Origin of the sequence: Oceanospirillum linum (assembly GCF_001995095.2) — a bacterium.
Taxonomy (GTDB): Bacteria; Pseudomonadota; Gammaproteobacteria; order Pseudomonadales; family Halomonadaceae; genus Oceanospirillum; species Oceanospirillum linum.
The window spans coordinates 12,953-33,108 of sequence record NZ_MTSD02000004.1; the positions used below are offsets into that span (position 1 = coordinate 12,953).

Consider the following 20,156-nt stretch of genomic DNA (forward strand, 5'->3'; position numbering starts at 1 on the left):
CTTCTGATGAGCTGTTCAGTGGTACTGCTCTACTGTTTCGGCAGTCTTGTTGCTGCTGTTTTACAGCTAACAGAGGTTATCTTTGGTGATGCTCTTTCGTCTGTTACGCAGAAGCGGCATAATACGCGCCTTTTACCGATGCGGACAAACAGGATTTCCTCCCGCCCGGCCGAATAATTAATCAACAAACTCAGGTTATTACATTGCTTACTACCGCTAATATCACCATGCAGTTCGGCGCAAAGCCGTTATTTGAAAACGTTTCCGTTAAATTTGGCGAGGGAAACCGTTACGGTCTGATCGGCGCCAATGGTTGCGGTAAATCCACCTTTATGAAGATTTTGGGTGGTGATCTTGAGCCAACAGCGGGCAATGTATCCAAAGATCCCAATGAGCGTATCGGTAAACTGAAGCAGGACCAGTTCGCTTACGAGCAGTACAGTGTTGTTGATACTGTCATCATGGGTAATACCGAGCTTTGGGCGGTTAAAGAGGAGCGTGATGGGATCTACTCGAAAGCGGAAATGACCGAAGAAGACGGCATTCGTGCCGGTGAGCTGGAAGGCGAGTTTGCGGAAATGGACGGCTACACCGCAGAATCCCGTGCCGGTGAACTTCTGCTGGGTGTGGGTATTCCTGTTGAACAACATTTTGGCCCGATGAGCGAGATCGCGCCGGGCTGGAAACTGCGTGTGCTACTGGCACAGGTGCTGTTCTCTGACCCTGATATTATGCTGCTGGACGAACCCACCAACAACTTGGATATTAACACCATCCGTTGGCTGGAAGGCGTTCTGAACGAGCGTAACTGCACCATGATTATCATCTCCCACGATCGTCACTTTCTGAACAGTGTCTGTACCCATATGGCGGATCTGGACTACGGTGAACTGCGTCTGTATCCCGGCACGTACGATGAGTATATGACGGCGGCAACTCAGGTGCGTGAGCGCCAGATGGCCGATAACGCTAAGAAAAAAGCTCAGATTGCGGACCTTAAAGCCTTCGTTAGTCGTTTCTCGGCCAACGCATCCAAGTCCAAGCAGGCAACCTCCCGGGCCAAGCAGATTGATAAGATCCAGCTGGAAGATATTAAGCCTTCAAGCCGTCAGAACCCGTTTATCCGCTTTGAGCAGGAAAAGAAACTGCACCGTTTAGCATTGGAAGTGGAGGGACTGGCGAAAAGCTTTGATGAGGAGTTGTTCTCCGGTCTTAATCTGATGGTGGAAGTGGGAGAGCGTATTGCGATTATCGGCCCGAACGGTATCGGTAAGTCCACGCTGCTGAAATGCTTAGTGGGGGACCTGGAGCCAACGAAAGGTATGGTGAAATGGTCTGAAAACCACAAGCTCGGTTATTACGCTCAGGATCATGCCAGTGACTTTGAGCAGGATGAGACACTGCTGGACTGGATGGCTCAGTGGGGGCAGGAAGGTGATGATGAGCAGGTGATCCGTGGCACTCTGGGTCGTCTGTTGTTCTCGCAAAAAGATATTGATAAATCGGTGAAGGTGATCTCCGGTGGTGAACAGGGTCGTATGCTGTTCGGTAAAATCATGCTGCAGCGCCCGAACATTCTGTTGATGGATGAACCCACCAACCACCTGGATATGGAATCCATTGAGTCGTTGAACCTGGCGCTGGAAAACTACGAAGGCACACTGCTGTTTGTCTCCCACGACCGTGAGTTTGTATCGTCACTGGCAACCCGTATTATCGAGATTACCCCAACCGGTATCGTCGATTTCCACGGCACCTACGAAGACTACCTGACCAGTCAGGGTGTTAACTGATAGGTGATTGCCAGGAATCAGATTGTCGTTTAAACGATTAATCAGTCCCTGATCCGATGCCGGTTTGTTTGCTCTGTCCTAAAAGGCAGTGCGTAACAGACCGGCATTTTTGTTGTGGTCTGTTGTTCGTCTTGTTCTGTCCGCAGTGATCGTTAACCCAGGCCAATGAGCATATATCGAATCTGTGGTTCTTTTACCGTTTTTTGATAGTGATAGCCCTCTGTTATGAGTTCATCAAAAAAAGCCCGCCTTGATCGTTTCATCAGCCAGACCCTGTTTGAGCGTGATCCGGTAAATCCGGTGAGTAAAAAGCAGGTACGCCTGTTATTGGCGCAAGGCCGGATTAGGGTGAACGGAAGACCTGCAGAAAGCATCAGTCAGCCCATCGACTTTTTCAGCCGTATTGAACTGGACGGTGAGCTGTTGCAGAGCAATCGTGCGCTGTATCTGATGCTGTATAAACCGGTGGGTGTGGTGACGGCGGTTACCGACGACGAGCACAAAACCGTGATCGATCTGATCGACCACCCTGATAAAGCTCAGCTGCATCATGTGGGACGGTTAGACCTGAACACCTCCGGGCTCCTGCTGTTAACCAATGACGGCGACTGGTCAACGGTGCTGACCCTGCCGGACAAAGATGTTGAGAAGTGCTACGAGGTAGAGCTGGCGCGTCCGGTTAATAAGGATTATGTGCCGGTTTTTGAGCAGGGCATCTGGTTCGATTATGAAGGCATCACCACGCGCCCGGCGCGGTTGGAGATTCTTGATGATTACCACGCTCGTGTCTGGCTGACGGAAGGGCGTTACCACCAGGTTAAGCGGATGTTTGGTCATTTTCGCAATGAGGTGGTTAAGCTGCACCGCAGCTCACTGGGGTCTCTGCAACTTGACCCGACATTAAAACCGGGTCAGTGGCGGGCCTTGACGTTGCAGGAACTGGAGGATCTGAACGCTGAGGGAGCCCCTTACTCGGCGGCTATTAATTTAATGACTTAAGTGTTGCTGTCAGCTCATCAAAATGGCGGATCACCTGGTCGGCCTGATGGGCGTAATCCGGTAACTCATCGGGGGCATAAAGACAGGAGTGCATGCCGGCATTGTTGGCGGCCTCAACGTCATAACGAAAGTCACCAACATACATAACCTGCTCCGGTTTCAGGCGCCACTCGGTGGCGATCATTAACAGTGCCGTGGGGTCTGGTTTTGCAGGAGCCTCTTCGCGGGTGATAATGCGGGTGATCGGCATAGCATTATTACGGATTTTAATCTGTGCGGCTTGCTGAAAGTTGCGGGTCACAATCGCCATCGGATAGTTATTCTGATTCAGACAATCAACGAAGAGTTTGGCGCCGGGTATCCAGTTGGCCTGATGGGCATCATCCAGTTCATGTTGTTCAATAATACTGTTTGCCCTGTCCTTAAGGTAAGGGTCCTGCAGCTGTGCTGTGAACGTCAGAATATCGTCTTCATCAGGGCAGTTCACCTGTTGACGTAGCCATTGGAAGTCCAGAGAGGAAGATACCAGCGTCCCGTCCAGATCAAAAATCACACCTTTAATATTTTTCATTCCGTTCTGCCCTGCGAAAGTTTAGTTGGACTGAAAGCCAGATAATTCAATACGTTATATCAGTAAAACAGAGCCTTTTCACGTTGCAAAATAATCTTAGACAGAAGAGGCTATCTGTGTATAATGACTTTGTCTGAAAGCAAGTCTGTATTTATGCACCATTTCGATGTCTTCAATTTAGTAAGTACCTCGTCCTGTTTTCCATAAGTAATAGCACGACTTCCAGCAAAACCGCTTCATTTTTGAAGCAAAAAAATTACTCTTGTATGACAGGAATTTAATCATGTCTAAAGTTACTGGCACTGTTAAATGGTTTAACGAATCTAAAGGTTTTGGCTTCATCGAGCAGGAAAGTGGCCCAGACGTATTCGCACACTTCTCTGCGATCGTTGGCAACGGTTTTAAAACCTTGCTGGAAGGCCAAAAGGTTGAGTTCAAAGTAACTCAAGGCCAAAAAGGCCCACAGGCTGAAGAAATCGTTGTACTGTAAGACATTATTGTCTTAGGTATTACGGGCTCAAGCCTGGATCTCAAGCTTAATTCGTTAGGCTAAGATCAACAAAAAGCGAAGCTACGGCTTCGCTTTTTGCGTTTTTGTCAGTTTTTTAAAGATCAGTAAGGTATCGCAATGGGTATTTCAAAAGATAAAGTGGTTCAGTTTTACTACACACTAAGAGATGAAGCTGGTGAGCTTCTGGAAAGCAATGTAGGGGCAGATCCTGTCGCTTATCTGCATGGTCATAAGAATATGATGCCAGGTGTTGAGAAAGCACTTGAAGGCCGTGAAGCAGGGGGTGAGTTCACGGTTACCCTGCCTCCGGAAGAAACCTATGGTGTGCGCCGTGAAAACAGTGAACAGCGTGTGCCGGTTAAGCATCTGATGGGAGCTAAGAGATGGAAACCGGGTATGATGGCGGTTGTTCAGACTGAGCAGGGGCAGCGTCAGGTTACCGTTATTAAGGTTGGCAAGTTTATGGTCACGGTTGATACCAACCATCCGATGGCCGGTAAAACCCTGACCTTTGATATGGTCGTCGCTGATGTTCGTGATGCAACATCGGAAGAGATCGCCCATGGTCATGCCCATGGTATTGGTGGCCACCACCACTGAGTATTCCGCAAAGAGCTGCTGTATAGCAGCCTATGCTGCTGGTTTTTATCTTTTCCGGCTCCGTTGGTCTTTTCATCAGAGTGGATTTAACTTTCAGGATAAGGCGGTGAGCGCCACTTTGAAGGTGAGTATCCTGTCCAGCGTTTAAAGGCGCGACAGAAGGCCGCCGTTTCCGAAAAACCTACCCGCTCACTCACTTCGTTGATGGAGAGATGTTCAGACCGAAGTAGCTTAATCGCAAACTCTTTGCGTAACTGCTCCTTAAGCTCCCGTAATGAGGTCCCTTCTTCTGTCAGTTTCCGGCGCAGGGTTCTGGGGGCGATATGCAGTTTATCGCTGACCTGCTCCAGATTTGGCAGTTGATCAAAGTCAAACTGCTGGAGCAGCATCCTGATCCGTGTCTGCAGGCGTGTATCCTGATCCGGTCGGTGCAGAATCATGGCCGGTGATTGTTTCAGAAAGCCTTTCAGCTCCTCTTCACTACGCACGATCGGCAGTTGCAGATAACGGGGGTGAAGGTAAAACCCGCAGCAGGGGGCGGTGAACTCCAGGGTTCCTGTGTACATCGCCGGGTACTCCTGCCGGTGGGCCGGAGGCGGGTAGGCAAAGCATGTCCGGCTGAAGGGGATCTGCTGTCCGGTCAGCCAGCTGGAAAAGCGCTGCCACATGAGAAGAAGAAACTCCTGCAACAGGTGATGGGGATCCCCATCGCTCCCCAACAGCTGTAGCCGGTAGAAGACCTGTGTCTGACCGGAATCCGTTACCTGTGCACTCTCCAGGCCGATATCGAGATGGGGGTAAACGGTACTGTAGAAACGGGCACTCTGCCTCAGCATTCCCCCCCAGGGTTTTCGCCTGTTGTGCCAGCTCCGCCATCAGGGCAAAAATCCCCTTTCTGCAGGGAGCCGGAGCTAACCCCATAAACTCATCCCGGGTCTCCCGCCAGACCGCCTTGATCAGATTGCTCAGCTGCTGCTCGGTGATCAGTTGATCCGGCTTCTGATACCAGTGCAACGGAATTCCGGCCTGCCGGAGTAATGTGGGCACTGTAACCCCCTGCGCCAGAGCACCGGTGATACAGGCGTGAATGTAGTGGTTGGCAATATAAGCCTTGTCTGTTGAGGCCGGCTTTGTGGCAGCCGGTAACCTTGTGGCAGAGGGCATGCTGTTGATGTCTTATTATTGTTTTTAAGAAAGATGTGCCCCAACGCTATTACATTCCCGACCTAAGATCCAGCTGTCTGTCTGACGGAATCGATCGCCTGGCCGTTTTGATCAATTAAATCGACCGGGTTCATCATTCTGCGCCCAAAAGATAACCGATTAAATGGCCTTTGTTATCAATCGCGTTAGACAACAAGATTCAATACTGCAGTAAGACAGCCGGTGAGTATCGACACTATGAATACATCTGTTTCTTCTCAACGTTCTTTATCAGCCTCTGTTTATGGGGATGATGCCCCGCTCTTTGCTGAGATGGTTCAACGCTTTCTGCAACAGGAGGTTGAACCCTACTTTGAGCAGTGGGAGGCGGCGCATCAGGTTCCGCGCTCCCTTTGGAACACCTTTGGTGAAGCGGGCTTGTTGGGGGTTGATCTGCCGGAGGTCTATGGTGGAGCCGGTACAGATTTCCCCATCAGCCAGCTGGTGTGTGAAACGATCTCCCGCTATGGCTACGGTGGTGTCGCTAGTGGCTATAACATCCATGCCAATATTGTGATGCCCTATCTTCTTCATATCGGCTCTGAAGCCCAGAAGCAGTATTGGTTGCCGAAAATGGCTTCCGGTGAGGTGCTGGGGGCTATCGCGATGACCGAGCCCGGTGCCGGTAGTGATCTGGCTGCCCTCAGAACCCGTGCTGAGAAGGTATCCGGTGGCTGGAAGATAAATGGCTCCAAGATCTTTATCACCAATGGTCTGCTGGCGGATATGGTGATCGTGTGTGCAAAAACAGATCCTCAGGCCGGTGCCAAAGGGGTCTCTCTCTTTCTGGTGGATACCCGCCTGCCGGGTTTTTCACGGGGTAAGGGGATCCATAAGATCGGCCAGCACTCCAGCGATACCGCTGAACTGTTCTTTGAAGAGCTGATCGTACCGGAAGATGCCTTGCTGGGTGAGCTGAACAAGGGCTTCACCTACCTGATGCAGGAGCTGCCCCGAGAGCGTCTTGGGGTCGCATCTCAGGCATTGGGGGCGATGGAAGGGGCGCTGCAGCTGACCCTGGATTATGTGCAGGAACGAAAAGCCTTTGGGCAGCGCATTGCCGATTTTCAGAACACCCGCTTCAAACTGGCGGAGGTGAACGCGCAGGTTGAGTTGGGCCGGGCTTACTTTAACCAGTGTATGCAGCGCTACAGTGAAGGGAGGATGAGTGCGACGGATGCTGCGATCCTCAAGCTGCAGCTCAGTGAGATGCAGTGTAAAACCATCGATGAGTGCCTGCAGCTGTTCGGTGGCTATGGCTACACCACAGAATATCCCATCTCCCGTTTCTATGTGGATGCCCGTATCCAAACGATTTATGCCGGTACCTCTGAAATTATGAAAGAGGTAATCGCCCGCTCGCTATTGGGTAAGTAAGAGCGGGCGGTATGTGCGCTATGCAACCGGAAACAGTAATAATCAAAAATCCAACCAGAAAACAATAAACAAAAGGATTCTGCTATGTCTGCAATCGATCTGTCTCAGGTCGTGATTCTTGACGGTGCCCGTACTGGGATAGGACGTTTTGGTGGCTCTCTGAGTTCGTTCTCTCCGGCGGAGCTGGGAACCTTCGTCGCGAAAGAGGCGATTCAACGGGCTGGGGTGCCTGCATCGGATATCGACCACGCTGTCTTTGGTCATATTATCACCACGGCCCCTCAGGATGTGTACCTGGCCCGGCATATCGCTTTGAACTCAGGTCTGCCGGTGGCGTCTGCGGCTTTGAATGTGAATCGTCTCTGTGGCTCTTCAGTGCAGTCCCTGATCTCCGCAGCCCAGATGATAGCGGCGGGTGATAGTCGCATCGCACTGGCCGGTGGTGCAGAGAGTATGAGCCAGGGGGCGTATCTGCTGCCCAATATGCGCTTTGGTCAGCGTATGGGGGATGGCAAAACCCTGGATATGACGCTGGATATTCTCAGCGACCCCTTTGATAGCGGTCATATGGGAATGACCGCAGAAAAGATTGCCGATCGTTACGGTTACCGTCGCCAGCAACTGGATGCTTTTGCATTGACCAGCCACCAGAGAGCGGCCCGGGGTATCCGCGAGGGGCGGTTTGCGTCCCAGATCGTGCCGGTTGAGATCAGAAAGCGCGGGCAAACTCAGCTTTTTGCAGCGGATGAACATGTGCGGGCAGATATCACGGCAGAAGACCTGGCGCGTCTGAAGCCTGCCTTTAAAAAAGAGGGATTGGTAACGGCTGGAAACGCTTCCGGTATCAATGATGGTGCCGCTGCAATGGTGTTGACCTCCGCACAGGAAGCCGCGAAACGGGGGCTGAAGCCCCGGGCTCGCTTTGTGAGCTATGCCTTTGCCGGTGTTGAACCTGATCTGATGGGGTTGGGGCCGATCCCTGCGGTGAAGCGGGCACTGGAGAATGCGGGCTTAACCGTCGCAGATCTGGATGTGATCGAGTCCAACGAAGCCTTTGCGGCCCAGGCGATGGCGGTAACGGAAACCCTGGGCCTGGATCCTGCCAAGGTGAACCCAAATGGTGGGGCGGTGGCCCATGGTCATCCGGTGGGGGCAACCGGTTCAATCATTACTCTGAAAGCCCTCTATGAGCTGGAGCGGACCGGTGGTCGCTACGGCCTGATGACCATGTGTATTGGTGGAGGACAGGGTGTCGCTCTGATCATTGAAAACCTGAAGGAGTGTCGCTGATGACTGATACGCAAATCAGGAGGGTTGCCGTAATCGGTGCCGGTGTTATGGGGGCAGGGATTGCGGCTCAGGCGGCTAATGCCGGTGCTCAGGTACTGCTGTTGGACCGACCATCTGAGGGTGACTCTTTTGCTGAGCGTAACCTGATTGCCGCTGGCGCATTGGAGCGAATGATCAAAGATGGCTCCCGGGGGGCTCTGATGTCTTCCGGCGTGGCTGATCGTATCACGGTGGGCAATACAGAAGATCATTTTTCAGAGCTGGCTGGACAGGACTGGATTGTGGAAGCGATTGTCGAGCGACTGGATGTTAAACGGGCCCTGTATCAAAGAATTGATCAGGTTCGCTCTGCGCATTGCATGGTTTCTTCGAATACATCCACTCTGCCGTTAAAGCATCTGTTGGATGGGATGAGTGACGGTTTTCGTCAACACTTTGTGGTGACACACTTCTTTAATCCACCGCGCTATATGCGACTGGTCGAGTTTGTTTCTACTGATGAGACTTCACCGGAAGGGTTGGCAGCACTCAAAGCTTTCAACGATAAAGGGATGGGGAAAACTCTGATCACCTGCGCGGATCGCCCGGGATTTATCGCTAATCGCCTGGGTGTCTACTGGATGCAGGTGGCGTTACAGGAAGCAGTCTCACTTGAATTAGACGTTCAGCAGGCTGATCAGGTCATGCAGCTTTGTGGTTTCCCCAGAACGGGCGTTTTTGGCCTCTGGGATCTGTGTGGCATTGATCTGATGCCGGAGGTTACTGCAAGTCTTAGTCGCCTGCTGCCGGAAGAAGATGCCTTCCAGCGATACGCCCGTTCACCGGAGCTTATCAGCACCATGATCGAAAAAGGCTGGCACGGCCGCAAAGGCAAGGTCTTGCAGGGTTTCTACCGTCAGAGCATAAATGATCAGGGGTTGAAGCAGCGCCATCAGCTTAACTTGATGACCCTTGAGTATCAGATGCTGTCTGACAAGACGGACTGGCCCAGTCTGCAATTGAAGAAAGGTGATCTTTCCGCGCTGGTGCAGACAGATGATAAAGGTGGTGAATATGCCCGCCGGGTGTTGAGTCGTGTCATCGCCTATGCTGCCAGCCTTCTGCCGGACGTCGCCGAAGATATCGACGCAATCGATACCGCTATGCGCTTGGGCTACAACTGGCGATTTGGGCCTTTTGAACTAAGAGACCGAATCGGTGCATCAACCTTTGATGCGCTGCTTCATGAGGAACAGAACCGCGATCCGATGGCTTTTGCCAAAACTGCACCTTGGCTGCAACAGGCGTCAGCAGGAGATAAACCCGGTTACTGCCAGATTGACGGAGTGACTCATCAGCTGACTTTAACCGAGGGGTATCAGCCCATTCGCCGGGCTGAAGGTATTGTGCTCTGGTCTGATCTGACCCAGGGACAGCCGTTGATAGAAGGCCAGTTCAGTCGCCTCTGGCAGCTGGATGATGAGCTGCTTTGCTTCGAGCTTTCCGCCCGGATTAATACGCTCAACACCACTTTGCTGGGTGAGTTGGACGTTGCTTTGGACAAGGCTATTGCTGGTCATCAGGCGCTTCTGATTGCCAGTAGTGGTTCTGTCTTTGCTGCCGGGGCTGATCTTAAAGAGTTTATGCAATTGAGGGATAGCGGGGGGCTTGAGGATTATATTCGCTATGGACAGCGGTTATTTCAGAGAATTGAGGCTGCTCCGGTTCCCGTTGTCGCTGCAGTTTCCGGAAAAGCTCTGGGTGGCGGTGTAGAGCTGTTGATGCACTGTCATTATGTGCAGCTTGCTGCAGAGGCTCAATTGGGTCTGGTCGAAGCACAGGTTGGTATTGTGCCTGGCTGGGGGGGATGTAAAAAAATGCTGAAGCATACGGCAGCACTTTATGGCCGTGAGCGGGCCGTAGAAACAACATTCAATACGCTTAAGTCGGCACAGGTCAGTCATTCAGCCTTTGAGGCCATAAGGATGGGGCTGGTTGCAGACCGGAGTGCTGTCAGCATGAATCCAGACCGGTTGCTGGGTGATGCCATTACCGTGACCCGATCCCTAACCGGTAAAAGACAGGTCGCTGTTGGTGCTGATCCTCGGCCATTAATACCCTGGCAACCCGACGCTCCGTTGGCGGATGGCAGCTATCAGTCAACCCTGGAACAGGCACTGTTGTCCCTGTTGAATAGCGCTGACGCAGAGGGATGGTATGACGCTTTTGATCAACGGGAGCTGGCTACCGATCAGGACCTGGCCCAGCACGCCGCTTGCGTTGCCCGGATGAAGCACCTGCTGGAAACCGGCAAGCCGCTGAAAAACTGATCTTGCCTGCGGGTACGCCTGGGTTGTGATTTATAGCAGGCACAGTTGTGCGGTATTAAGCAACATTAGGAAGGTTTTATTTAATCATGTTGGCCATTACGATCAATAATAACGACCGTTATGGCCATTGCTAGCAGTTTGCAGGCGTTATTAACTAGGTGGCGCCTGTTCTTTAAAACTCAACTCTTAATAAAAACAGAACAAAAACAAAAATCTTAGAAGAGAGGTGTCGTATGACGACAATGGATATGGCTCAAGTGATTTCTCAGGCTACCCGTAACACTTTAGGTTCAGGCCTGGAGCGCTCGGCCCGCCGCAATAACAATAAAGTTGCCCTGCAGTATGCGGACAGATACTGGACCTTTGCTGAATTAAATCTGGCGGCGAACCGAGTCGCTAATCAGCTGATCCGTTCTGGTCTGCAAAAAGGTGACCGCGTGGCAGCCTATGGTAAAAATTCAGATGCTTATCTGCTGCTTTTTCTTGCCTGTGCTAAAGCAGGGTTGATCCATGTACCCGTGAATTTTGCTCTGGTCAAGGATGAGCTGCTCTATATCCTGAACCAGTCCGGCGCAAAAGCGCTTTTCTCTGACTCCAGCCTTAAAGCCCATATTGATGAAGTATATGATCAGGCAGGACTGGCTCTGCACGGTAGTCTGCATGGGGCTGATCCTGCGGCAGGTTCCGGTGAAAAGCTGGATATTCTGACCATGGCTTTGGATTCCTCCGGGAACGACACCACTCCGGATCTTGAGTTGAGTGATGATGACGTGGTGCAGATTCTCTATACTTCCGGCACGACCTCTGACCCTAAAGGGGCTATGCATACCCACCGCTCTTTGATGTCGGAATATAACAGCTGTATCAATCACCTTGATCTCTCATCGGATGATCGTGGCCTTGCCGCGCTGCCGCTTTACCACTCTGCGCAGATGCATGTCTTCAGTATGCCTGCTTTGCTTCAGGGGTCTTTTTCTTATCTGATCGATACGCCTACACCGGATCAGATCCTGCGCTTGCTGAAAGAGGAAAAACTAAACAGCTTTTTTGCGCCACCCACGGTATGGATCGCTCTGTTACGCCATGACGACTTTGTGGATGCTGAGCTGCAACATCTGAAGAAGCTTTATTACGGCGCATCTATTATGCCGGAACCGATTGTACACGAGCTGGAGCAGCGTCTGCCTGAGTCTGGTTTGTACAACTGCTATGGCCAGAGTGAGATCGCCCCTCTGGCAACGGTTCTGACACCTGCGGAGCATAAAGACCGTCCAAGTTCATGTGGACGACCTGTGTCTTCTGTCTGTACACGGATTGTAGACCCGGTGACCGGTGAGGATTGTGCTCCGGGTCAGCAGGGTGAGCTGGTGCATCAGTCGCCGCACCTGATGGTGGGGTACTGGAATAAGCCGGAAGAGACGGCGGAGGCCTTTAATAATGGCTGGTTCCACTCCGGGGATCTTGGGATACAGGATGAAGAAGGCTATATCTATATTGTTGACCGCATTAAAGATGTGGTGAATACCGGTGGCGTTCTTGTTGCCAGTCGTGATGTGGAAGAAGCGCTCTATACCCACACATCCATTGCTGAGGTGGCCGTTATCGGGGTGCCGGATGAGAAATGGATCGAGGCAATTGCTGCTGTTGTGGTACTGAAGCCGGGTGTGGAAGTGGATGAAACGATGCTTATCCGACATGCTAAAGAACATCTGGCAGCGTTCAAGGTGCCGAAGCAGGTTCACTTTGTTGACCAGCTGCCGAAGAATACGGCAGGTAAACTGCTGAAGCGCACGTTACGCGATCAGTTTGCCCAGACCGCTTAGAAAGGATCGAAGCTTTGCCCGCCCTCCCTGTGTAGCAGGGAGGTTGTTACGCAAATGAGTAAAAAAACAAAAACAACAAAGGAAGACCTTATGCGTTTAAAACTGAAAAAAATATCTGCTGGCGTACTTTCGGCTTTAGCTTTATCTGCTGGTTCTCATGCCGCTGGAATATCAGATAATGAAGTTCGCATTGGTTATATTGCAGATATGTCCGGCACATACAGCCCCCTGGCAGGCCCTAATGGTCTGACCGCTGCCAAAATGGCAATTGCGGACTTTGGGGGCAAGGTTAACGGAAAGAACATCACGATTGTTGCTGCAGATGATCAGAATAAGCCGGATATCGGTGCCAATAAGGTTCGACAGTGGATCGATACCAATAATATTGACCTGGTGGCGGGGATGGTTTCTTCGGCGGTAACCATCGCGGTAAATAAAGTTGTGGAGTCAAAAGATAAACTCTCTATTGTGTCCGGGTCTGCTTCTTCATCGATAACCAATCAGTATTGCACACCGAATTCAGTACACTATGTTTATGATACCTATGCGATGGCCCATGGTACCGGTGAGGCTGTTGTAAAAGAAGGTGGCGACAGTTGGTTCTTTTTGACCGCTGACTATGCCTTTGGTCATGCGATGGAGGGCGATGTAGCATCCGTTGTTAAAGGTAGTGGTGGTAAGGTTGTTGGCGCTGTACGACACCCTCTGGCCACCAGCGATTTCTCCTCCTTTATTTTGCAGGCCCAGGCTTCTGGCGCCAAGATTGTTGGTCTGGCTAATGCGGGTGCCGATACGATTAATGCACTGAAAACGGCGAAAGAGTTCGGTGTTGTGGCGTCGGGTCAGAAATTAGCGGGGCTTCTGGTCTTCCTGCACGATGTGAAAAGCCTTGGTCTTGAAACCACACAGGGATTACAACTGACCACCGGCTTTTATTGGGACCGAACACCTGAAACGCGCACCTGGTCAAAACGTTTCTATAAAGAGACCGGTACCATGCCAACCATGGTACATGCAGGTGTTTATTCTTCAACCATGCACTACTTAAAAGCCGTTGAGAAGACGGGTACGGATGACTCCCAAACTGTTTTGAATGAGATGAAGAGTACACCGGTTAATGACTTCTTTGCTACCAACGGTCGTATCCGTGATGACGGGCGTATGATCCACGATATGTATCTGGCTGAAGTTAAAAAACCTTCAGAGTCAAAAGGAGAATGGGACCTGTTTAAAATTCTGCGCACCATTCCGGCAGACCAGGCCTTCCGGCCGTTATCAGAGTCTAAGTGTCATTTAGTAGCTAAAGGCTGAGTGCCATGATTCCTTATCCGGTGCTGTAAGGCGATGTTAACTCGTTAGTCCACCTCTTGTTATCCGGGCAGAAATGTCCATCTTGATAAAGCCCGGCTGCTGATTAGTAGTCGGGCTTTTTTCGCTTTCAGAATCAGAGCAGCTGGTGGGTGATTTTCTTGGCCAGGGATATATCGCCCAAGTGTTTGGCCAGGTTGCTGGCTTTGATCCATTTCCGGCTGCGTTGGTCATCTTCCGGCCAGTGTTTCAGTTCTTTACGTACCTTTAGCGGGTAGAGCGTCAGGTTACGTTTCACCTGTTTGCTGAGGGAGCGGGTGCGGAGACTGAAGCGCTGTTTTCGGCTGGCGCGACCCAGTACACCGGCTTCTTCATAGGCTTCCAGCTGAGCAACATCCCTATTGCTCAGCTTGCTCTCCGGCTTTCCCGTCGGCACGATCCAGTGCCTGTGTTTGCGGGATGTAATCAGGCAGATCTGTAGCCCCTTCTTTTTGTGATAACGAATCGGCAATGCTGCAATTTTTGAACGTCCCTTTTTCTTAGCCATAACGAATCCGGTCATTAAGTGTGCTTCAGAGCTTTTCCAGTTTACGGGCGATCTCTTGCCAGAGAGCCTCATAGGCCTGGCCACCCGGTGATCGGGGAGCAAAGCAACTGATAGGGGAACGGTGCTCGCCCATTTTTTCGATATCTGTTGAAAAAGGTATCTGGGCCTCTAATAAGCGAGGGGTTGTATCCTGCAACCGTTCTATGGTGCTTTTATGCAGATGCTTCTGTCTCTGGACCATAGAAAAGAATGGATAAACCATGCGATCAGGCAGGTCATTTCTGTGGAAGAAATCCTGTAGTTGCTCAAAGGTTCTCTCGGAGAGTGTTGTAGGAATGACCGGGACGAGAATCATATTGACGGCATGGAACACGGCTTCACTCAGATAGCTCAGAGTTGGTGGGCAGTCCAGGATAATCAGGTCATACTCTTTTTTTAGCCCTTTCAGAACCCGTTTAAGGCGCTGCTCCCGTTTACCCTGATCACTGAGCATGGCATCAAAATGCCTGAAGGACTCGTGAGCAGGAATAATATCCAGCCTGTCAAAATCTGACGCCTTGATCTGTTTGAGTAGCTGCTCATAAGTTTTGAAGAAGCGCTTGCCCCAGTTCTTTTTACTGGGACGTACCCGAAAATAAAACGAGGAGGCGCCCTGGGAGTCCAGGTCAATAAGCAGTGTGCGATAGCCGGCCTGGGCCGCCAGATAGGCCAGATTGACAGAGGAGGCTGTTTTGCCAACGCCGCCTTTGATGCTGTAGCAAGCCAGTGTTTTCATTCGGATAACCTCCCTGTTTTAGATTTCCTTTGGACGGCAGCGGGTATCAGAGACTCAACACGCCGGCGAATATCATCGTCTAAAAAAGCTTCAAGCTGAAGGCCGATGTGGGCTCTCTCCTGTCGTTGCTTACTGTAAAGGGCGCTGTTGAGTGCATGAATTGCTGCTTCTGTCTCTGCACTGGCATTACGGTCTTTCAGGTATATTTCCAGGTTTTCTCTTTGTACACAGAGATCATTGAACCGGCCGAGGTTATTCTGGAGCTGCTTCAGAGCTTTTAAAAGGGGGCGAATCTCCTGTTTAGGGAACAGATCTGCAAAGAATTCCAGTAGGTAACGCAGTTTTTTGCAGGCCAGCCGCACGTCATGTACTTGTTCATCCGGTGAGTGGCCTGTTATATCGATCGCATCCATACTTATGGCGTTGTAGCGGCTGACAATCTGACGGGAAGCCTGTTTTAGGATGGCTTTATGCCCTTTTCGGGGCGGCGATTGAGGGCAGAGGGAAATATGGGATTCGATTAACCCTATCTGACTCAGATATTCAGGGGAGTTGAGTCGTTGAGCCAGGTTTTTCTGTTCTTTCTGCCGTTCACAGGCGATATCCCGGAACAGCTTTTCCAGTCCGTTATGAAAACGTGCAGGGATCAGACTGAGATAATAGTCCTCAGATGCAAGACAGACATCAAGATCCCGCAAACGACCGGTAGCCTGGGCTACCTGGCTTAACTGTCTTTTAAACCACTGACTCTCGTCCCGGCCAATACTTTGTTTCATCTGGGTAAAGAGGGCACGTAATCTGCGTAAGGCAACCCGGTATTGATGTAAAAAACCTGTGTCCCAATCCCGAATAATACCTTCTTCATTGCAGCGAACATTTTTCCAAAGTGTGCTTGCAATGATGGCAACTGCATCACAACTATCCAGCTCCGGCGTCAATGCAATGTGTGGTCGGGCACTGTATGAGCTGGGCTTTATGCCCAGTAGCCTGAGACTGTTAAGGAAGATATGGTGCTCAAGTTCGTCAGGTTTGCTATGCAGGACAATATTAAGGCACCGTCGGTATTCTTTGTCGTAGCCTCGCAGTCCTTTAAGCTCCACCATGGTGCCATAACCTGTCAGAGTGACACTTAGGTCACACACTTTTTTCAGGTCTTTATTGCGTACCGCATAGTGGCAAAACTCTACTTCGAGTTCAGCCATCGGAAACAGGCGGCGTCCCTTGGTGAGTTTCTGTATTGACTGCTTTAGAGTCGGATTGATCAGGTTTTTGGCAAAAACGGGAGGATTTTCACCGTCGAAAAAAGTTAACTCTGAGTCATCTACCCTGAGAATCAAACCTTTATTATTGCTGGCCAGCAACTGTTTTCTGTGCCAGAGGTGCCACTCAAAGTCATCGTAAAAGCTTAGGGTTTCGTGGCGGATCTGCATCGGCTCCAGGGTAAATTTTTGCCGGTACTTATCCAGCAGGCGTTCGGTGGAGTCACTGTCTTTAATCAGCCAGCGAGAGTGTGCGGTCATCTTGGCTACTTCCCTTTGATAAGTGTAATACGTCCGTCAAGGTAGGCTTGTATCAAGCCCTCAATAAGTTTCTGAATACTGGAGTCCTCTTCAATGGCCCGTATTTTTAAAGCCTTGAGAGTTTGTTGGTCGAGACGTAGGGAGGTGTTTTTCTTCTTTCGTTCAGAGTCTGCAGAAAGCTCCGTTTCTATAGTTGTAGCTGCCATAAAGCGATCCCTTGCCGTGTAAAAATGATGGTATGACGTCACTCAGTATCACTGATTCTCTACCTGAATTTCAAATGACAATATTATGACACTGTTTTTTACAAAGGGTTTGATTGGCGTTTTTTCTTGAACTGATGCGTGAAAATAGGGGCGTTGTTTTTTATTTTTATGAGAAAAGGTATCATTCTCTTTTTGCCGCGAAAGCGGCCAGAGCCATTAAAAGGATGGAATCATGGTTAATTTATTACAGATGGGTGCTTTTCGTGTTGTATGGGTGTTGGCTCTTACACTTTGCTCAGGTGCGGGTTATGCCGCCAGTATTGCCGATGATGTGCGTGATCTGGTTGAAGAGAATATTGCCGCGACCCAAAGTGAAAATATGGCGCGGATGATGAAAACGATCCATAGCTCATCCCCAAGCTATCAGGCAACAATGCAGCAGGTTCCAACGCTGTTTCAGCAATACGATCTTGAATATGAGTTAACCGGTTACGACTTTGTGGGTGTTACCGGTGAGTTTGCCGTAGCCAAAGTAAGTCAAATTACCCGGAAGGTGGGTGGTTCGGCGGCATTCAATGATAATGAATTAGAGCTGTTGCAGGCATTCAGGAAAGAAAACGGTCAGTGGAAGTTCTGGTCGCAGTCTGTGCTGAATATGAATTTCTTTGGGCAGTAACATCTGCAGATACAGAGCTTTTTATCAGGAAGGGTATCATCCTGTTTCCCTATGCTGATCAACGCTTTCTTAATAGCAGCTTCCTTCGGGAAGCTGTTTTTTTTGCCCCCCTTCTGGAATATCGTCAGTGGTATTCGTTGCTGTCTGCGGTTGGTGTTTTCTCTGAGGCTTCTGTTTCGGCTTCCATTTTGGCGCGCTCTGCCTTTGATATATAGCGAGGTTTATTGCAGCCACCGCTTTCAAAAGCTTTTTTACTTTTGGCGCGTTTACTTTTTTTGCTCAAAATCTGATTGATCTTTTTCTTACGGTTCATGGTTTTTCACTGCTGTGTAGTGGCATTTTTATAATGTGCAAAATAAAACCCCGATACATAAGTACCGGGGTTTTGGGGAAATAGTTCAGAGGGGCGGGAGTATACCCACCCAACGGAATTACTTCTTAGCGTTACGCTCTTTAACTTCAGCAATAACCTTCTCAGCAACATTTGCTGGGCAAGGCATGTAGTGGCTGAACTCCATAGAGAACTGACCACGACCTGAAGTAATGGTACGCAGGTGACCAATGTAACCGAACATTTCGGACAGAGGTACGTCTGCTTTGATACGTACGCCAGTGGTACCTGGCTCCTGATCTTTGATCATGCCGCGACGACGGTTAAGGTCACCGATTACATCACCTACGTTGTCATCAGGTGTGAACACGTCAACCTTCATGATAGGCTCGATCAGCTGTGGAGAAGCCTTAGGGATAGACTGACGGAATGCGCCTTTAGCGGCGATTTCGAAGGCTACTGCAGAGGAGTCAACAGCGTGGAAGCCACCATCGTACAGCTCAACCTCAACGTCCAGTACCGGGAAGCCAGCCAGAACACCCTGATCCATCATGCCTTTGAAGCCTTTCTCAATGGCAGGGAAGAATTCTTTAGGTACGTTACCGCCAACAACTACAGAGTTGAACACGAAACCGGAACCTGGCTCACCTGGTTTGATACGGTAGTCGATCTTACCAAACTGACCGGAACCACCGGACTGTTTCTTGTGCGTGTAGCTATCTTCTACTGGAGCTGTGATCGTTTCACGGTAAGCAACCTGAGGCTGACCTACTTCCAGTTCGATACCGAAAGTACGCTTCAGAATGTCTACTTTAATATCCAGGTGCAGCTCGCCCATACCTTTCAGAATGGTTTCACCGGAGTCTTCATCAGTCTCAACCTGGAAGGATGGATCTTCAGCAACCATTTTACCCAGTGCAACACCCAGTTTCTCAGAAGAACCTTTGTCCTTAGGAGCAACTGCGATGGAGATTACCGGATCAGGGAAGATCATCGCTTCAAGAGTACATTCATGTTTAGGATCACACAGAGTGTGACCTGTCTGAACGTTCTTCATACCAACGACAGCGATGATGTCACCGGCCTGAGCTTCACTCAGTTCGTTACGATCATCTGCATGCATTTCAACCATACGGCCGATACGCTCAGTTTTACCGGTTGCAGAGTTCAGGATGGTGTCACCCTTCTTCAGCTTACCAGAGTAGATACGTACGAAGGTCAGGGCACCGAAACGGTCATCCATGATCTTGAACGCCAGAGCGCGGAAAGGTTCGTCAACAGAAACTGTTGCAACTTCACCCGTAGGCTCACCGGTTTCAGGGTCAGTCAGAGGCTGAGGGTCAACTTCAGTCGGAGACGGCAGGTAGTCAACAACAGCGTCCAGAACCAGCTGCATACCTTTGTTCTTAAAGGCAGAACCACAGAAGGTAGGGAAGAATGCCAGGTCACGAGTACCTTTGCGGATACAACGCTTGATGTCTTCAACAGAAGGCATTTCACCTTCCATGTAAGCTTCCATCAGGTCGTCGTCCATTTCAACAGCCGTTTCGATCAGCAGCTCGTGGTACTCTTCAACCTTGTCTACCATATCGGCAGGAATATCCTGAATTTCAAAGTTTTCAGGCAGACCTGTGTCATCCCAAACGTATGCTTGTTTGGTCAGAACATCAACAACACCTACAAAGTCATCTTCAATGCCGATTGGCAGAGTCATAACCAGAGGAGTCGCAGCCAGTACGTTTTTCACCTGATCCACAACGCGATAGAAGTCTGCACCCATACGGTCCAGCTTATTAACGAAGATCAGACGGGCTACTTCAGATTCGTTTGCATAGCGCCAGTTGGTTTCAGACTGAGGCTCAACACCACCGGAGCCACAGAATACACCGATACCGCCATCCAGTACTTTCAGGGAGCGGTATACTTCGACAGTGAAGTCAACGTGCCCAGGAGTGTCAATAACGTTGAAGCGGTGATTTTTCCAGAAGCAACTTACCGCTGCAGACTGAATGGTAATACCACGCTCAGCTTCCTGCTCCATAAAGTCAGTTGTAGACTCACCATCGTGAGTTTCACCGATCTTATGAATCTTACCGGTCAGCTTAAGGATACGTTCTGTGGTAGTGGTTTTACCGGCATCAACGTGGGCAAAAATACCAATATTACGATAGTGATCTAAGTTTGACATGTTTCTACGCTATACAGTCAGGGTTAATTTGCGCACTGGCGCCTCAGAAGAGTCATTCTGACCCGCTTCAATCGGCCACCGCGCGTTCAATCAGATTTGATTTGCGCGCAAGTATAGCAAAAGTACTTC

The 20,156-nt window shown here is 50.3% G+C and carries 18 protein-coding genes and 1 pseudogene; 10 read left to right on the forward strand and 9 right to left on the reverse strand.

The window, feature by feature from the left end; genetic code table 11:
- Positions 1–203: 203 nt before the first annotated feature.
- Positions 204–1,793 carry an ABC-F family ATPase gene (locus tag BTA35_RS10605; RefSeq protein ID WP_139363649.1) on the forward strand — a complete coding sequence of 530 codons (1,590 nt, stop codon included), beginning with the start codon at positions 204–206 and terminating at the stop codon, positions 1,791–1,793.
- A gap of 225 nt (positions 1,794–2,018) precedes the next feature.
- Entirely contained in the window at positions 2,019–2,792 is a 774-nt protein-coding gene (locus BTA35_RS10610) for a pseudouridine synthase (protein ID WP_078319806.1), read from the forward strand.
- On the opposite strand, the gene BTA35_RS10615 is transcribed toward BTA35_RS10610, so the two are convergent.
- Positions 2,776–3,363: an HAD family hydrolase gene (locus BTA35_RS10615; RefSeq protein WP_078319807.1), complete on the reverse strand. Its 588-nt coding sequence runs from the start codon at positions 3,361–3,363 to the stop codon at positions 2,776–2,778. The two genes, BTA35_RS10610 and BTA35_RS10615, sit on opposite strands and share 17 nt — an antisense overlap.
- A 283-nt stretch (positions 3,364–3,646) precedes the next feature.
- On the opposite strand from BTA35_RS10615, the gene BTA35_RS10620 reads away from it, so the two are divergent.
- Together BTA35_RS10620 and BTA35_RS10625 are read left to right on the forward strand one after the other, a co-directional pair.
- Complete coding sequence (locus BTA35_RS10620) at positions 3,647–3,853, forward strand: cold-shock protein (protein ID WP_078319808.1); 207 nt, start codon at positions 3,647–3,649, stop codon at positions 3,851–3,853.
- 138 nt (positions 3,854–3,991) lie between these two features.
- Positions 3,992–4,474 carry an FKBP-type peptidyl-prolyl cis-trans isomerase gene (locus tag BTA35_RS10625; RefSeq protein ID WP_078319809.1) on the forward strand — a complete coding sequence of 161 codons (483 nt, stop codon included), beginning with the start codon at positions 3,992–3,994 and terminating at the stop codon, positions 4,472–4,474.
- 86 nt (positions 4,475–4,560) lie between these two features.
- On the opposite strand, the gene BTA35_RS18470 is transcribed toward BTA35_RS10625, so the two are convergent.
- Entirely contained in the window at positions 4,561–5,310 is a 750-nt protein-coding gene (locus tag BTA35_RS18470) for a helix-turn-helix transcriptional regulator (protein ID WP_238377567.1), read from the reverse strand.
- A 31-nt stretch (positions 5,311–5,341) separates the two neighbouring features.
- A pseudogene (locus BTA35_RS18840) lies at positions 5,342–5,638 on the reverse strand (AraC family transcriptional regulator ligand-binding domain-containing protein); the annotation flags it as partial.
- Positions 5,639–5,875: 237 nt separating this feature from the next.
- Between BTA35_RS18840 and BTA35_RS10635 the strand changes: the two are divergent.
- The 5 genes from BTA35_RS10635 (at position 5,876) to BTA35_RS10655 (ending at position 13,787) form a co-directional block, all read left to right on the forward strand.
- Positions 5,876–7,054 (forward strand): acyl-CoA dehydrogenase family protein, encoded by a 1,179-nt coding sequence (locus BTA35_RS10635; protein WP_078319810.1) that lies wholly within the window; start codon positions 5,876–5,878, stop codon positions 7,052–7,054.
- Between the two features lie 84 nt (positions 7,055–7,138).
- Positions 7,139–8,344 (forward strand): beta-ketothiolase BktB, encoded by a 1,206-nt coding sequence (gene bktB, locus BTA35_RS10640; RefSeq protein WP_430522266.1) that lies wholly within the window; start codon positions 7,139–7,141, stop codon positions 8,342–8,344.
- A complete protein-coding gene (locus BTA35_RS10645) occupies positions 8,344–10,653 on the forward strand; it encodes a 3-hydroxyacyl-CoA dehydrogenase/enoyl-CoA hydratase family protein (protein WP_078319811.1) in 2,310 nt (769 codons plus the stop codon). The genes bktB and BTA35_RS10645 overlap by 1 nt, the downstream gene beginning before the upstream one ends.
- 233 nt (positions 10,654–10,886) lie before the next feature.
- Positions 10,887–12,476 (forward strand): fatty acyl-CoA synthetase, encoded by a 1,590-nt coding sequence (locus BTA35_RS10650; protein WP_078319812.1) that lies wholly within the window; start codon positions 10,887–10,889, stop codon positions 12,474–12,476.
- A 90-nt stretch (positions 12,477–12,566) separates the two neighbouring features.
- Complete coding sequence (locus tag BTA35_RS10655) at positions 12,567–13,787, forward strand: ABC transporter substrate-binding protein (RefSeq protein ID WP_078319996.1); 1,221 nt, start codon at positions 12,567–12,569, stop codon at positions 13,785–13,787.
- A 133-nt stretch (positions 13,788–13,920) separates the two neighbouring features.
- On the opposite strand, the gene BTA35_RS10660 is transcribed toward BTA35_RS10655, so the two are convergent.
- From BTA35_RS10660 to BTA35_RS10675, 4 genes are read right to left on the reverse strand one after another with little or no spacing between them, the layout of a single operon-like run.
- The gene (locus BTA35_RS10660) at positions 13,921–14,331 is read right to left on the reverse strand and encodes an NUDIX hydrolase (protein WP_078319813.1); all 411 of its coding nucleotides are present in this window, start codon (positions 14,329–14,331) and stop codon (positions 13,921–13,923) included.
- 25 nt (positions 14,332–14,356) lie between these two features.
- Complete coding sequence (locus BTA35_RS10665; protein WP_078319814.1) at positions 14,357–15,106, reverse strand: ParA family protein; 750 nt, start codon at positions 15,104–15,106, stop codon at positions 14,357–14,359.
- Complete coding sequence (locus BTA35_RS10670; RefSeq protein WP_078319815.1) at positions 15,103–16,626, reverse strand: CHAD domain-containing protein; 1,524 nt, start codon at positions 16,624–16,626, stop codon at positions 15,103–15,105. Before BTA35_RS10670 ends, BTA35_RS10665 begins: the two co-directional genes overlap by 4 nt.
- 5 nt (positions 16,627–16,631) lie before the next feature.
- On the reverse strand, positions 16,632–16,832 hold the full coding sequence (locus BTA35_RS10675; RefSeq protein ID WP_078319816.1) for a hypothetical protein: 201 nt from the start codon (positions 16,830–16,832) through the stop codon (positions 16,632–16,634).
- 232 nt (positions 16,833–17,064) lie between these two features.
- Between BTA35_RS10675 and BTA35_RS10680 the strand changes: the two genes are divergently transcribed.
- Positions 17,065–17,508 (forward strand): hypothetical protein, encoded by a 444-nt coding sequence (locus BTA35_RS10680; RefSeq protein WP_078319817.1) that lies wholly within the window; start codon positions 17,065–17,067, stop codon positions 17,506–17,508.
- A 124-nt stretch (positions 17,509–17,632) separates the two neighbouring features.
- Here BTA35_RS10680 and BTA35_RS10685 read toward each other — a convergent pair whose 3' ends face one another.
- Both BTA35_RS10685 and fusA read right to left on the reverse strand, forming a co-directional pair.
- Positions 17,633–17,821 (reverse strand): DUF2986 domain-containing protein, encoded by a 189-nt coding sequence (locus BTA35_RS10685; protein WP_078319818.1) that lies wholly within the window; start codon positions 17,819–17,821, stop codon positions 17,633–17,635.
- 118 nt (positions 17,822–17,939) lie between these two features.
- Complete coding sequence (gene fusA, locus BTA35_RS10690) at positions 17,940–20,027, reverse strand: elongation factor G (RefSeq protein ID WP_078319819.1); 2,088 nt, start codon at positions 20,025–20,027, stop codon at positions 17,940–17,942.
- Between the last annotated feature and the right edge of the window lie 129 nt (positions 20,028–20,156).

Bases quoted from the DNA above. Each gene is read 5' to 3' on its own strand.
- BTA35_RS10610 (WP_078319806.1), top strand. From the start codon at position 2,019: ATGAGTTCATCAAAAAAAGCCCGCCTTGATCGTTTCATCAGCCAGACC.
- BTA35_RS10615 (WP_078319807.1), bottom strand. From the start codon at position 3,363: ATGAAAAATATTAAAGGTGTGATTTTTGATCTGGACGGGACGCTGGTA.
- BTA35_RS10620 (WP_078319808.1), top strand. From the start codon at position 3,647: ATGTCTAAAGTTACTGGCACTGTTAAATGGTTTAACGAATCTAAAGGT.
- BTA35_RS10625 (WP_078319809.1), top strand. From the start codon at position 3,992: ATGGGTATTTCAAAAGATAAAGTGGTTCAGTTTTACTACACACTAAGA.
- BTA35_RS18470 (WP_238377567.1), bottom strand. From the start codon at position 5,310: ATGCTGAGGCAGAGTGCCCGTTTCTACAGTACCGTTTACCCCCATCTC.
- BTA35_RS10635 (WP_078319810.1), top strand. From the start codon at position 5,876: ATGAATACATCTGTTTCTTCTCAACGTTCTTTATCAGCCTCTGTTTAT.
- bktB (WP_430522266.1), top strand. From the start codon at position 7,139: ATGTCTGCAATCGATCTGTCTCAGGTCGTGATTCTTGACGGTGCCCGT.
- BTA35_RS10645 (WP_078319811.1), top strand. From the start codon at position 8,344: ATGACTGATACGCAAATCAGGAGGGTTGCCGTAATCGGTGCCGGTGTT.
- BTA35_RS10650 (WP_078319812.1), top strand. From the start codon at position 10,887: ATGACGACAATGGATATGGCTCAAGTGATTTCTCAGGCTACCCGTAAC.
- BTA35_RS10655 (WP_078319996.1), top strand. From the start codon at position 12,567: ATGCGTTTAAAACTGAAAAAAATATCTGCTGGCGTACTTTCGGCTTTA.
- BTA35_RS10660 (WP_078319813.1), bottom strand. From the start codon at position 14,331: ATGGCTAAGAAAAAGGGACGTTCAAAAATTGCAGCATTGCCGATTCGT.
- BTA35_RS10665 (WP_078319814.1), bottom strand. From the start codon at position 15,106: ATGAAAACACTGGCTTGCTACAGCATCAAAGGCGGCGTTGGCAAAACA.
- BTA35_RS10670 (WP_078319815.1), bottom strand. From the start codon at position 16,626: ATGACCGCACACTCTCGCTGGCTGATTAAAGACAGTGACTCCACCGAA.
- BTA35_RS10675 (WP_078319816.1), bottom strand. From the start codon at position 16,832: ATGGCAGCTACAACTATAGAAACGGAGCTTTCTGCAGACTCTGAACGA.
- BTA35_RS10680 (WP_078319817.1), top strand. From the start codon at position 17,065: ATGGTTAATTTATTACAGATGGGTGCTTTTCGTGTTGTATGGGTGTTG.
- BTA35_RS10685 (WP_078319818.1), bottom strand. From the start codon at position 17,821: ATGAACCGTAAGAAAAAGATCAATCAGATTTTGAGCAAAAAAAGTAAA.
- fusA (WP_078319819.1), bottom strand. From the start codon at position 20,027: ATGTCAAACTTAGATCACTATCGTAATATTGGTATTTTTGCCCACGTT.